The 12,366-nt window shown below is 63.6% G+C and carries 12 protein-coding genes; 3 read left to right on the forward strand and 9 right to left on the reverse strand.

The genetic code is table 11. From position 1 onward, the window contains the following. Positions 1-7: 7 nt before the first annotated feature. From tolR to JKV55_RS12820, 7 genes are all read right to left on the reverse strand, one after another. Entirely contained in the window at positions 8-433 is a 426-nt protein-coding gene (gene tolR, locus JKV55_RS12790) for a protein TolR (protein WP_202086016.1), read from the reverse strand. Continuing rightward, the gene (gene tolQ, locus JKV55_RS12795) at positions 433-1,113 is read right to left on the reverse strand and encodes a protein TolQ (protein WP_202086018.1); all 681 of its coding nucleotides are present in this window, start codon (positions 1,111-1,113) and stop codon (positions 433-435) included. Before tolQ ends, tolR begins: the two co-directional genes overlap by 1 nt. Beyond that, positions 1,103-1,513 carry a tol-pal system-associated acyl-CoA thioesterase gene (ybgC, locus tag JKV55_RS12800; RefSeq protein WP_202086020.1) on the reverse strand — a complete coding sequence of 137 codons (411 nt, stop codon included), beginning with the start codon at positions 1,511-1,513 and terminating at the stop codon, positions 1,103-1,105. Before ybgC ends, tolQ begins: the two co-directional genes overlap by 11 nt. 162 nt (positions 1,514-1,675) lie before the next feature. Beyond that, a complete protein-coding gene (ruvB, locus tag JKV55_RS12805; RefSeq protein ID WP_202086034.1) occupies positions 1,676-2,683 on the reverse strand; it encodes a Holliday junction branch migration DNA helicase RuvB in 1,008 nt (335 codons plus the stop codon). Between the two features lie 3 nt (positions 2,684-2,686). Continuing rightward, complete coding sequence (ruvA, locus tag JKV55_RS12810) at positions 2,687-3,292, reverse strand: Holliday junction branch migration protein RuvA (protein ID WP_202086036.1); 606 nt, start codon at positions 3,290-3,292, stop codon at positions 2,687-2,689. A gap of 234 nt (positions 3,293-3,526) precedes the next feature. Further along, positions 3,527-3,970, reverse strand: a complete 444-nt coding sequence (locus tag JKV55_RS12815) for a DUF6691 family protein (protein ID WP_202086038.1) — start codon at positions 3,968-3,970, stop codon at positions 3,527-3,529. Positions 3,971-3,972: 2 nt separating this feature from the next. Next, positions 3,973-4,392, reverse strand: a complete 420-nt coding sequence (locus JKV55_RS12820) for a YeeE/YedE family protein (protein ID WP_202086040.1) — start codon at positions 4,390-4,392, stop codon at positions 3,973-3,975. Between the two features lie 171 nt (positions 4,393-4,563). On the opposite strand from JKV55_RS12820, the gene JKV55_RS12825 reads away from it, so the two are divergent. Beyond that, positions 4,564-7,533: a sensor domain-containing phosphodiesterase gene (locus JKV55_RS12825; protein ID WP_202086041.1), complete on the forward strand. Its 2,970-nt coding sequence runs from the start codon at positions 4,564-4,566 to the stop codon at positions 7,531-7,533. Here the strand turns inward: JKV55_RS12825 and JKV55_RS12830 are convergent. Continuing rightward, positions 7,514-7,984 (reverse strand): GlcG/HbpS family heme-binding protein, encoded by a 471-nt coding sequence (locus JKV55_RS12830; RefSeq protein ID WP_202086042.1) that lies wholly within the window; start codon positions 7,982-7,984, stop codon positions 7,514-7,516. The two genes, JKV55_RS12825 and JKV55_RS12830, sit on opposite strands and share 20 nt — an antisense overlap. A gap of 150 nt (positions 7,985-8,134) precedes the next feature. Between JKV55_RS12830 and JKV55_RS12835 the strand changes: the two genes are divergently transcribed. Next, entirely contained in the window at positions 8,135-8,809 is a 675-nt protein-coding gene (locus JKV55_RS12835; protein WP_202086043.1) for a winged helix-turn-helix domain-containing protein, read from the forward strand. Beyond that, a complete protein-coding gene (locus JKV55_RS12840) occupies positions 8,790-10,127 on the forward strand; it encodes a sensor histidine kinase (RefSeq protein ID WP_202086044.1) in 1,338 nt (445 codons plus the stop codon). The genes JKV55_RS12835 and JKV55_RS12840 overlap by 20 nt, the downstream gene beginning before the upstream one ends. A 140-nt stretch (positions 10,128-10,267) precedes the next feature. Here the strand turns inward: JKV55_RS12840 and tkt are convergent, their stop codons facing one another. Then, positions 10,268-12,265 carry a transketolase gene (gene tkt / locus JKV55_RS12845; protein WP_202086045.1) on the reverse strand — a complete coding sequence of 666 codons (1,998 nt, stop codon included), beginning with the start codon at positions 12,263-12,265 and terminating at the stop codon, positions 10,268-10,270. Positions 12,266-12,366: the final 101 nt, after the last annotated feature.

Raw genomic sequence — 12,366 nt, forward strand, 5'->3', positions numbered from 1 at the left:
GGGTCCGCTACTGCTCCGGTTGGGTCATCAGGCCAACGGATGGCACCCCGGCCGCCTTCAGCGTGGCCATCAGCTGGATAACAGCGTCATAACGGACGTTGGCATCTCCTTTCACCACCACAGGGGCTTCCGGGGTCGTCCTCAACTGGTTCTGTACCATGGAGGCCAGCTCCAGCAAGTCCACGGCCTCGTCCCGGCTGTCCCCTGCGTCCAGGAAATAACGGCCGTCGGCATCAATGGAAGCGACCAAGGGTTTCTCGCTGTCTTCCGGCAACATTTCGGCCTGAGCCTGGGGCAGATCCACTTTGACCCCTTGGGTAATCACCGGTGCCGTCGCCATAAAGATGATCAGCAGCACCAGCATCACGTCGATGTAAGGCACCACGTTGATCTCGGCAACGCTTTTGCGACGTCTGCGCTGATAGCCGTGCATCAGTTGTTACCCGCGGTCACTTGGCGGTTAAGGATGGTAGAAAACTCATCCATAAAGTTGGCCAGATGATTTTCCTGGCGCTCGACCTGATAGCTGAAACGGTTGTAGGCAATGACCGCCGGAATGGCGGCGAACAGACCCAGTGCCGTCGCAATCAGCGCTTCGGCGATACCGGGTGCCACCATCGCCAGGGTCGCCTGCTGCACTTCGGCCAGGGCGATAAAGGCGTTCATGATGCCCCAGACGGTACCGAACAGGCCGATGTAGGGGCTGATGGAGCCGATGGTGGCCAACAGCGACAGGTTGGTCTCGAGCCGGTCCACTTCCCGGGACAGGGCCACCCGCATGGTACGGTAGCTTCCTTCCAGTATGCTGTCCTGTGCTCGCCCCTGTTTTTGCAGGCGCACAAATTCCTTGAAGCCGGCGTAGAAGATCTGCTCCATACCGGCCAGGCTGTCGCGGCGGGCATTGCTCTCGTGGTAGAGACGGCTAAGATCGGAGCCGGACCAGAATCTTTCCTCGAAGCTTTCGGCATCATCCCGGGCCGTGGTCAGTATCTTGCGTCGATTGATGATCAGCGCCCAGGACAGAATAGACATGCCCATCAGCAGCAACATAACCAGCTGAACCAGCAGGCTGGCTTCTAAAAACAGACCAATAAACGATATTTCAGCGTGCACCTGACAATACTCCCATCAGTGGCTCAGGAATGGCAAAAGGTTTCATTTGGGCAATCTGGACACAAGCGATTAACACTTCCCCCCGTGCCAGAGAAAGGCCCGCATCATCCAGAATTTCTTGCTCAAACACAATAGAGGCTCGTTTCAGCATTTTCACCGTCACGGTCACTTTTAATGCATCATTGAAGCGGGCGGGTTTGCGCAGATCCAGCTCTATCCGCCGAACCACGAACGCCACCCCCTCCTCCAACAAGCGATCCTGCTCGATACCCTTGCTCCGCAACCACTCGGTGCGAGCCCGTTCCATGAATTTCAGATAATTAGCGTTATAAACGATACCACCGGCATCGGTATCCTCGTAGTAGATACGCACCGGCCAATAAAAGTTCGCGTCAGACATCAGCCACTCGGCCGTGAGGCTCAAAAAGATGGGCATATTATACCCGAGTCATGGGAGGGAAAGAAGACAAGGCCAGACCGGCACGACATTCGCTGACCCGGGGCTGGAAGCTGGAAGCCGAGTCTACCCACCTCTCGATCGACTTCAAGCTTCAAGCTGCCGTTACGGTTCCGGCAATTCGAAACCGAAGTGCAGGTAGGCGCGGGGGGTGGCGATGCGCCCCCGGGGAGTGCGCTGCAAAAAACCCTGCTGGATAAGGTAGGGTTCGATCACGTCCTCGATGGTTTCCTTTTCCTCGCCGATGGCCGCCGCCAGGTTGTCGAGCCCCACCGGACCGCCCATGAACTTGTCGAGCACGGCGTGCAGCAGCTTGCGGTCCATGTAGTCGAAGCCCTGCTTGTCCACGTCGAGCATGTCCAGCGCCTGGGCGGCGATGGCGGCGTCGATGCTGCCGCTGCCCTTGACCTCGGCGAAGTCCCGCACCCGGCGCAGCAGCCGGTTGGCGATACGCGGCGTGCCCCGGGCCCGGCGCGCCATCTCGAAGGCACCGTCATCGTCGATATCGAGCCCCAGCTTGTCGGCACTGCGGCTGATGATATGGGCCAGATCCGCCACCTGATAGAACTCCAGCCGCTGCACTATGCCGAAGCGATCACGCAGGGGCGAGGTAAGCGAGCCGGCCCGGGTGGTGGCCCCTACCAGGGTAAAGGGCGGCAATTCAAGCTTGATGGAACGGGCCGCCGGGCCCTCCCCTATCATGATATCGAGCTGGTAGTCTTCCATCGCCGGATAGAGAATTTCCTCCACCACCGGGCTCAGGCGATGGATCTCGTCGATAAAGAGCACATCACCGGGCTCCAGGTTGGTGAGCATGGCCGCCAGATCACCGGCCTTTTCCAGCACGGGTCCAGAGGTGGTCTTGATACTCACCCCCATTTCATTGGCGACGATATTGGCCAGGGTGGTCTTGCCCAGCCCCGGCGGGCCGAAGATCAGCAGGTGATCGAGGGCTTCTTCCCGCCGGCGCGCCGCCTCGATGAAGATTTCCATCTGGCTGCGCACATGATCCTGCCCCCGATAATCGGCCAGTGCCTTGGGCCGGATGGCCCTGTCGATGGCCTCTTCTTCCCGGCGGGGAGCCGGGTTGATAAAACGATCCGCTTCTATCATGGCTTATCCCATGCTCCGCAAGGCTTCCCGGATCAACTGCTCGGCATTCATCTCGGGTTTGGCAATTTTCTTCATCGCCTGCTCGGCCTGGGCCGCCTTGTAGCCCAGCGCCAGCAGCGCGGCCACGGCCTCGTCCCGGGCGCTGTCGGCCAGCACCGCGGAGGTCGCCGACTCGGGCGCCGGGTTGAACAGATCGTAACCGCCGAAGCCCTTGAGCCGGTCGCGCATCTCCACGATCAGCCGCTCGGCGGTCTTTTTGCCCACCCCCGGCAGCTTGACCAGGGCACCGATCTCCCCCTGCTCCACGTTGTAGATGAACTGATCGGCGGTCATGCCGGAGAGGATGGCCAGCGCCAGCTTGGGGCCGACGCCGTTGGTCTTGATCAGCTCCCGGAACAGGGCCCGCTCGGTCTTGGTGTTGAAACCGAACAGCAGCTGGGCGTCTTCCCGCACCACGAAGTGGGTGAGCAGGGTCACCGCCTCACCCACCTTGGGCAGTTCGTAGAAACAGCTCATGGGCAGGGTGACCTCGTAGCCCACCCCGTTCACATCCAGCAGGATCTCCGGCGCCTGCTTCTCGCTGATGATACCTTTTAACCGACCTATCACTGGGGCTCCCCGCTAACCAATCTGTGTGGCGCCAAGCATAATAAATAACTGGATAAATATCCACGTATTGAGCTAGAAGCTATAAGCCTGACTCTTAGTCACAAGTCCGGCTGTCTGACTTTAACGCAGAATAAGAGGCAACAGGGATGATGACGGCGTGCCGGAGGAGCTGTGCGCTTTGGCCGATATTTTGCTGATCTAAAGTCAACAAAAACTTGTGACTAAAAGCCAGGCTTACGGCTTCCCGCTTCCAGCCGCCGTGCTTCCCACTGATTGTAGGCGCCCGACCAGCCAGAAGCCGGCCACCATGGCGGCGATAAAGAGCCCGGCCTGCCACTGCAGGCTGCCCGCCAGGCCGATGGCCGGCCCGGGGCAGAGCCCCGCCAGGCCCCAGCCGATGCCGAAGATCAGCGCCCCGCCGACCAGCCGTGCGTCTATGGTCGGTGCCGGCACCCTGGGCAGTTCGGTGCCCAGCACAGAGCGGTCATGGCCCTTGCGCCAGAGCAAGTAGCCCGGCGTGAACACGGCCAGGGCGCCGCCCATCACCAGCACCAGGCTGGGATCCCAACCGCCGAACAGGTTGAGAAACCCCAGCACCTTGGCCGGATCTATCATGCCCGATACCACAAGACCCAGCCCGAACAGGCCGCCGGACAGCAAGGCAATCAGTATCAGCATGGTCAGCCTCCCAAACCGAGCAGGGTGACGGTGGCGATGCCGGCGGCGATAAACACCAGGGTCGCCACTATGGAACGGAGCGAAAAGCGCCCCATGCCGCAGATACCGTGGCCGCTGGTGCAGCCGTTGCCCAGCCGGGTGCCTATGCCCACCAGCAGACCGGCCAGGGCCAGCTTGAATGCGGAAAACCGCACCAGGGAAGGCGCCTCGGCCAGGCCACTACCGAACAGGACAAAGGGCACCAGCACCAGGCCGGCGACAAAGGCGATGCGCCAGCCCCTGTCGGGCTGGGCACCGATACCGGCGACGATACCGCTGATGCCGGCGATGCGGCCGCCCACGATCAGCAGCAGCAGGGCACCGCCGCCGATCAGGATACCGCCCAGCAGGGCGCTCCAGGGGGTGAAATTCACTATGGTCATCTCTGCGGCACCTATAAATTAGCATATGCTAATAATACAACAACAACTTGAGTTAGCAACAACTAATATATACCTTGTCATCCATGTCGCCCCCCGTTATTTACAACACTGCCGCCAGCCGTCAATATGATGCCCTCCCGGCAAGCCTGCACTCACAAGGACCTCAGCATCATGCAGTTGCCCGCATTTCACAGGACCCGGCATCGGTTGTGTTTTTTCAGACTGGATCCCCAGTTTTGCCTTTACCCGCTGACGCCGCATCCTCCTGCCGATATCGTCCTGCCCGACCCTCATCAATCCCTGCTCGGCCAGCTCGACGAGCCCGACCGCCGGCAACTGGAACGGCTGTGTGCCTCGGGAGCCTCGGCCAGCATCGGCCTGACCATCGGGAATCGCCGTTGGCAGTGCCACCTGGCGCCGACCGAGCAGAGCGGTTGGTTGCTCAGTGCCGATATGGATCCTGTCCGGCATCAGGATGCCCTGGGCTTGATGGAATGGCAGTTGCAGCAGGGCTGGGGCCAGCAGCTGAAACCGCTGCCAACGCAGCTGCCGACACTGATAGATACCCTGATCACCCAGCTACAGGCAGACAGGATCATACTCTGGCGGTATTACCCCAACGAAGACATGCTGCGCCCCTTATACAGCCAAGGCTTGCCGTTTCTATTGCGCCCGATCAGGGCCGATCGACGCTATTTGCGTACCTTGCAGCAACGGGGAGGACTGAGTTACAGCCACTGTGCCCAACAGCCCCTGCTCAGTGCCTTTGATTACCTGGTTAAGGAGGGTATCCAGCACCGGCTGGATGTCCCCCTGCCGGCCGGCAAGGACATCGCCGGCTTGATCAGTCTGGAATACAGCCACCCGCGCGCCCCGGTGACCCCTTCCGACATGCAGTTTGTTGCTACAGTGGCCGGCAAGCTGGTGCAACTACTGGGCCAGCCGGTCGAGTCCGCGTCGCCGGACGACCTCGACATAGGCACGCTGACGCCGCTGCTGTGCCGCCACACCGGCCAGGATTTCTTCAATCAGTTGATGCTGCAACTGGCCACTCTCTGTGGCGCCGACATGGCCCTGGTCGGCCTCCAGCATCACCGGCAAGACAAGGTCAGGGTGCTGTCCTGCTATGCCGATGGACAACTCCAGCCTCTGTTCAGCTACCACCTGGCCGGCACGCCCTGTACCTTCAGTTACGAAGCCGACCAGCACATCTGCATTTACCCCAGCAAGGTTGCCGAACAGTTTCCGGAAGACAGCCTGCTGCAGGAAAGAGGCCTGCAGGCCTATATCGGCCTGTCGCTGAAAGATGAAACAGACCAGCCCATGGGCATACTGGCACTGTTGTTCAAGCAGCCCCTGGACGCCAGTGCTCCGCTGCAGTCCTTGCTTGAGCAGCTCGCCCCCAGAGTCAGGGCCGAATTATTGCGCCGCCGGGATCAGGAAGCGCTGATGGTGGCAGCCGCCGCCTTCGAAACCCAGCAAGGACTCTTCATCACCGACAACCGGCTGCATATCCAGCAGGCCAACCAGGCCTTCGCCGACATGAGCGGTTATGCACGGGAGGAGCTGGCCGCTTGCTCCATCTTGCGGTTGCGGGCCGACCATCCCCATACCGCCACACTTGACGCCATCGTCCAGGCCATGGAGCAGGACCACCAGTGGCAGGGTGAACAGCGGCTGTTACGGGCCGACGGCAGGGAGTTGGCGGTGAGCATCCGCATCACCGAAGTGCGGGATGGCCTGGGCATGGTGCACTACGTATGCGGCGTGGAAGACATTTCCGGGCAAAAGGCCGACAAGCAGCGCATCGAGCGGATGGCCTACTTTGATGATCTCACCGGCCTGCACAACCGGCGTTTTATGGTCGAGCATATCGCCCATACGGTGGCGCTGGCCGAGCACGAAGCCAGCCGCGGCGCCTTGTTGTTGCTCGATCTGGACGATTTCAAGAACATCAACGACTCTCTCGGCTATGCCACCGGCGATGCCCTGCTGGTACAGGTGGCCGAGCGGCTGGGGCAGTTTGCCGGGCAGATCGAAGGTGCCAGCCTGGCACGCATTGCCAGCGATGAATTCGTGCTGCTGTGCCCCAACCTGGGACACGGTTATTCGGCGGCCAAAACCCGGGCCGAGCAGCTGGCCAATGCCCTGAGTGAGCAATTCCTGTTGCCCTTCCAGCTTGGCAGCCTGCGCCTGCACCTGAGCGCCAGCTTGGGGGTAAGCCTGTTCCCGGTGGCCGAGCTGGAACAGGAGGAATACATGCGCCAGGCCGATACCGCCAACCACATGGCCAAGCGCATCGCCCCCGGCAGCCATGTGTTCTTCAGCCAGGAAATGGCCGACGAGGTGGAAGAGCGGCTGCGCCTGTCCAATGCCTTGCAACAGGCATTGAAAAATCACGAACTGGAGCTCTATTTCCAGCCCCAGCTGGGCGTCCGCGATAACCAGCAGCTGGGGCTGGAGGCCCTGCTACGCTGGCTGCCGCCGGGCGGGAAAGCGGTGCCCCCCGGCCATTTCATCCCGGTGGCCGAGGAAACTTCGCTGATCTGCGACATCGGCGACTGGGTGCTGCAGCAAGCCTGTGCTCGCATCCAGGGCTGGCAGGCCGAGGGTCTGCTGCCCGGTCGGGTCTCGGTCAATATCAGCGCCCGCCATTTCCACAGCCCGGACTTTGTCAGCAAGCTCTCGGCCCTGTTGCAGCAATACCCTGCCGGCAAACACCGGCTGACCCTGGAGGTGACCGAAGGGGTGATCATCGGCAACCTGCAGGAAAGCCGGGCCCGCATGTCGCAGATCAAGGCCCTGGGAGTGGGTCTGTCCATCGACGACTTCGGCACCGGCTATTCCTCCTTCGCCTACCTGCGGGAACTGCCGGTCGATGAGATCAAGCTGGATCGCTCCTTTATCCAGCATATCGACCACCGCCCCCAGGACAAGGCCATCATCGCCTGCCTGCTGGAGCTGGCCGCCATCCTCAAACTGACGGTAGTGGCGGAAGGGGTGGAGACCGAGCAGCAGCTGGCCAGCCTGGCCGAACTGGGCTGCCCGGCCTACCAGGGCTACCTGCGTGCCCGCCCCATGCCGGAGCCGCAACTGCTGGCCTGGCTGGCGGAGCAGGCGCCTAGTTCAGTACGGCGTTGAGCGCGGCTTCGGCGCAGGCCTGGTCCAGGTGGCCGCCGGGCGCCCCGCCGATGCCGATGCCGCCCACCAGTTGCTCCTTCACCCGCACCGGCAGGCCGCCGGCCAGGATCAGCAGGTCCGGATGCATCTCGCGCAGGCCGAACAGCGCCGGCTTGTCGGCGATGTTGTTGGCCAGCTCGGCGGTCACCACCCCCATGGAAGCGGCGGTAAAGGCCTTCTTGCGCGCGCTTTCCACCGTGTGGGGGCCGGCCTGTTCGTGGCGCGCCAGGGCCTTGAGCACGCCCGAGCGATCCACCACCGCCACCGTGACGTGGTAGCCGTCCTTGGCGCACTGGTTCAGGCCGGCGGCCACCAGCTGCTGGGCGGTGTCGGTGTCGAGCACGGCGGTGTCCAGGGTCTGCGCCTGGGCGCCGAGGCCGGCCAGGGCCAGCAGGGCAAGGTATTTTTTCATCGTTCGTTCTCCGCTGTGAATAAGGGGCCGACTATATGCCCCCTCGCTTGCCGCCACCTTGCCGCGGCATTACAAGTTGGAAAGGTTGGCGGCAAGCAGCGGTCGCGGCGCTACAATGGCCGCCTTTCTCACTTCCTCGGAGCGGAACACATGGAGCTGCTGCTGGTCGAAGACGACCATAAAATCGCCGCCTTCCTCGAGCGGGGCCTCACCGAGCAGGGTTACCGGGTGCATCATTGCAGCCGGGCGGAAGACGCCGCCGGCCGGGCCCTGGAGCAGGCGCCCGACCTGGCCATCGTCGACATCATGCTGCCGGGCCGGGACGGCCTCAGCCTGGTACGGGAATGGCGCGGCCAGGGCATCGATTTTCCCATCCTGCTGCTGAGCGCCCGGCGCTCGATCGACGACAGGGTGCAGGGCCTGCGCCTGGGCGGCGACGACTACCTGACCAAGCCGTTCGCCTTCAGCGAGCTGCTGGCCCGGCTGGAGGCCCTGCTGCGCCGGCGCCAGCCGGCACCGGCCGACAGCCTGCTGCAACTGGCGGATCTGCGGCTGGATCCGCTGCGCAAGCAGGCCTGGCGCGGCGAGCAGAAGCTGGCGCTGCAACCCCGCGAACTGGTGCTGCTCGAACTGCTGCTGCGCCACCAGGGACGGGTGCTGTCCCGCACCCAGATCCTGGAGCGGGTCTGGGATTACCGCTTCGATCCCCAGACCAATGTGGTGGACGTGCTGGTGTGCCGGCTGCGCAACAAGATAGACAAGGACAGACCGCAAAAACTGCTGCACACCCTGAGAGGCATCGGCTATGTCCTGCGCACCGATTGAGCCCCGCTTCGCCACCGGGCGCATCCTCACCCTCTGGTACCTGCTGCTGATGACCCTGGTCACCGGCGGCCTGCTGCTGGCCGGCGATCACCTGCTCGGCAAGCGGTTGCTGGAAAAGGACCGGCAACTGGTCGCCACCCTGCTCGACAACTACCGCCGCGTCGGCCTGGATGCCGGTCCCGACAAGCTGGTGCACGTGCTGCAACGGGACCGGGACTTTCTCGAACTCAGCCACTACCGGGTGCGCTACCGCGCCCCGGACGGGCACTTGCTGTTCAGCGCCGGTCCGGCGCTGCCTTCGGCCGGTGACGGACGGCTCGCCGACGACAGCTGGAGCCAGGGGTACCGGTGGCAGGGATACCGGTTGCAAGTGGCGCTGGCGGCACAGCCCCGGCACCAGGATCTGGCCCGCTACCGGCAGACCATGCTGCAGCTGATGCTGCCCATGCTGCTGTGCAGCCTGCTGCTGGTGGCCTGGCTCACCCGGCGCACCCTGCGCCCGATACGGGCGCTGATCCAGCGGGTAGCCGGCCTGCAACGGGACGGCCTGGAGCAGCAGGTGCCCGCGACCGCCTCGCCCCGCACCGAGCTGGGCCAGCTGACCCTGCTGTTCAACCAGCAGATGGCCCGCATCCACCGCCTGGTCAGCGGCCTGCGCCACGCCCTGGACAGCGCCGCCCACGATCTGCGCACCCCCCTCACCCGCCAGCGCCTGAGCCTGGAGCAGGCCCTGGCCAGCCAGGATCCGGCCCGCTGGCGCGAAAGCCTGCTCGACTGCGCCGAGGAAAACCAGCGCATGGAAGCCCTGCTCGGTTATCTGCTGGCGATCACCGCCGCCGAGCAGGGCCTGGATCCCGCCCGTCGCCAGCACTGCGAGCTGGGTGCGCTGCTGCGGGAGGTGAGCGAGCTGTACGAACTGGCCGCCGAGGACAAGGGCCTGCACCTCGGCACCGAGCTGGCGCCGGCGCTGTGGCTGCAAGGCGACGCCCAGGCCCTGCGCCAGGCCTTCGCCAACCTGCTCGACAACGCCGTCAAGTACACCCCGCCCGGCGGCCGGATCCGGGTTCGGGCCGAACGGGACGACGAGCATATCGCGGTGGTGTTCGAAGACTCGGGAATGGGTATCGACCCGGCCGATCTGCCCCATATCTTCGAACGCCTGTACCGGGCCGACCACGGCCGGCACAGCCCGGGCTACGGCCTGGGCCTGACCCTGGTCAAGGCCATTCTCGACGGCCACCAGGCCCGCATCGAGGTTGATTCCAGCACTCAGGGCAGCCGCTTTCGCTGCCTCTTTCCTCTAAATAACTCATCCTAATGGTGCTACAGCGACCGGCCACCGCCCGGTCGCGGCCGATATCGATCTGGTATTCGGAAAAACTATTCAGCAGGCTGGATCCCGGGCATAAAAAAACCGGCTGTAGCAGCCGGTTTTTTTTTTACGGGATGGGAGAAGGCTTAGGCCAGCAGGGCCTTGGCCTTGTCCACCACGTTGTCGACACTGAAGCCGAACAGCTTGAACAGATCCCCGGCCGGGGCCGATTCACCGAAGCTGTGCATACCGATGATGTCACCACCGAAGCCCACATACTTGTACCAGTAGTCGGCGATGCCGGCTTCCACCGCCAGGCGCTTGGTGACGGCGGCGGGCAGCACGCTTTCCTTGTAGTCGGCGGACTGGGCATCGAACACATCGGTACAGGGCAGGGACACCACCCGTACCGCACGGCCTTCGGCGCTCAGCTGCTCACAGGCGGCCACCGCCAGCTCCACTTCGGAGCCGGTGGCGATGATGATGAGCTCGGGAGTGCCGGCGCAGTCCTTCAGCACATAGCCGCCCTTGGCCACGTCGGCCAGCTGCGCCTCGGTGCGCTCCATCTGCCCCAGGTTCTGGCGGGAGAAGATAAGGGCGGTCGGACCGTCCTGGCGCTCGATGGCGTGTTTCCAGGCCACGGCGGACTCCACCTGGTCACAAGGGCGCCAGGTGCTCATGTTGGGGGTCAGGCGCAGGGAGGCGATCTGCTCCACCGGCTGGTGAGTGGGGCCGTCTTCGCCCAGGCCGATGCTGTCGTGGGTATAGACGAAGATGGAGCGCTGCTTCATCAGGGCCGCCATGCGCACCGCGTTGCGGGCGTATTCCACGAACATCAGGAAGGTGCCGCCGTAGGGCACGAAGCCACCGTGCAGGGCGATGCCGTTCATGATGGCGCTCATGCCGAACTCGCGCACGCCGTAGTGCAGGTAGTTGCCGCTGGCGTCTTCCGCGCTGATCGGCTGGGAGCCCTTGTGCATGGTCAGGTTGGAAGGCGCCAGGTCGGCGCTGCCACCGAGCAGCTCGGGCAGGATGGCACCAAAGGCGTCCAGGGCATTCTGGGAGGCCTTGCGGGTGGCAATCTTGGCCGGGTTGGCCTGCAGGGTCTTGATGAAGTCGGCGCTCTGGGCGGCCCAGTCGGCGGGCAGCTCGCCGTTCAGGCGGCGCTTGAGCTCGGTGGCCAGTTCCGGATGGGCGGCGGCATAGGCGGCAAACTGCTCGTTCCAGCCGGCTTCGGCGGCCTGGCCCTTGGCCTTGGCATCCCACTCGCCGTAAACGTCGGCGGGGATCTCGAAGGGCGCATGGCTCCAGCCCAGCTGCTCGCGGGTAGCGGCGATCTCGGCGTCACCCAGGGGCGCGCCGTGGCAGTCGTGGGTGCCGGCCTTGTTGGGGGAGCCGAAGCCGATCACCGTCTTGCAGCAGATCAGGGTGGGGCGGGAAGTATCGGCGCGGGCGGCGTCGATGGCGGCGGCCACGGCGGCGCTGTCATGGCCGTCGACACCGGCAATCACCTGCCAGCCGTAGGCTTCGAAGCGTTTGGGCGTGTCGTCGCTGAACCAGCCGTCGACATGGCCGTCGATGGAGATGCCGTTGTCGTCCCAGAAGGCAATCAACTTGCCCAGGCCCAGGGTACCGGCCAGGGAGCAGGCTTCGTGGGAGATGCCTTCCATCAGGCAGCCGTCGCCCAGGAAAGTGTAGGTATGGTGATCCACCACCTCATGGCCGGGGCGGTTGAACTGGGCGGCCAGGGCCTTCTCGGCGATGGCCATGCCCACGGCGTTGGTGATGCCCTGGCCCAGGGGGCCGGTAGTGGTTTCCACACCCGGCGCGTAGCCGTACTCGGGGTGACCCGGAGTCTTGGAATGCAGTTGGCGGAATTGCTTGAGATCGTCGATGGACAGCGCGTAGCCGGTCAGGTGCAGCAGGGAGTACAGCAGCATGGAGCCGTGGCCGTTGGACAGGATAAAACGGTCGCGGTCGGCCCAGTTGGGGTTGGTGGGGTTGTGCTTCAAGTAATCACGCCACAACACCTCGGCGATATCCGCCATGCCCATGGGGGCTCCGGGGTGGCCGGAATTGGCTTTCTGCACCGCATCCATACTCAATGCGCGCACGGCATTGGCCAGCACTTGACGAGAAGGCATCGACATCTCCTGAGAACATTTACATGTAGGGTTAATAAAACGGCGGTATTGTCCCAAAGACTGCCGGAGGGCGCAAATCTATTCTCCCGTCCGGGGGCGCC

The organism is Zobellella iuensis (assembly GCF_016746085.1).
Taxonomy (GTDB): domain Bacteria; phylum Pseudomonadota; class Gammaproteobacteria; order Enterobacterales; family Aeromonadaceae; genus Oceanimonas; species Oceanimonas iuensis.

Coding starts and splice junctions, on each gene's coding strand:
- tolR (WP_202086016.1), bottom strand. CDS start 433: ATGCACGGCTATCAGCGCAGACGTCGCAAAAGCGTTGCCGAGATCAAC.
- ybgC (WP_202086020.1), bottom strand. CDS start 1,513: ATGTCTGACGCGAACTTTTATTGGCCGGTGCGTATCTACTACGAGGAT.
- ruvB (WP_202086034.1), bottom strand. CDS start 2,683: ATGATAGAAGCGGATCGTTTTATCAACCCGGCTCCCCGCCGGGAAGAA.
- JKV55_RS12815 (WP_202086038.1), bottom strand. CDS start 3,970: ATGCTGATACTGATTGCCTTGCTGTCCGGCGGCCTGTTCGGGCTGGGT.
- JKV55_RS12820 (WP_202086040.1), bottom strand. CDS start 4,392: ATGACCATAGTGAATTTCACCCCCTGGAGCGCCCTGCTGGGCGGTATC.
- JKV55_RS12825 (WP_202086041.1), top strand. CDS start 4,564: ATGCAGTTGCCCGCATTTCACAGGACCCGGCATCGGTTGTGTTTTTTC.
- JKV55_RS12830 (WP_202086042.1), bottom strand. CDS start 7,984: ATGAAAAAATACCTTGCCCTGCTGGCCCTGGCCGGCCTCGGCGCCCAG.
- JKV55_RS12835 (WP_202086043.1), top strand. CDS start 8,135: ATGGAGCTGCTGCTGGTCGAAGACGACCATAAAATCGCCGCCTTCCTC.
- JKV55_RS12840 (WP_202086044.1), top strand. CDS start 8,790: ATGTCCTGCGCACCGATTGAGCCCCGCTTCGCCACCGGGCGCATCCTC.
- tkt (WP_202086045.1), bottom strand. CDS start 12,265: ATGCCTTCTCGTCAAGTGCTGGCCAATGCCGTGCGCGCATTGAGTATG.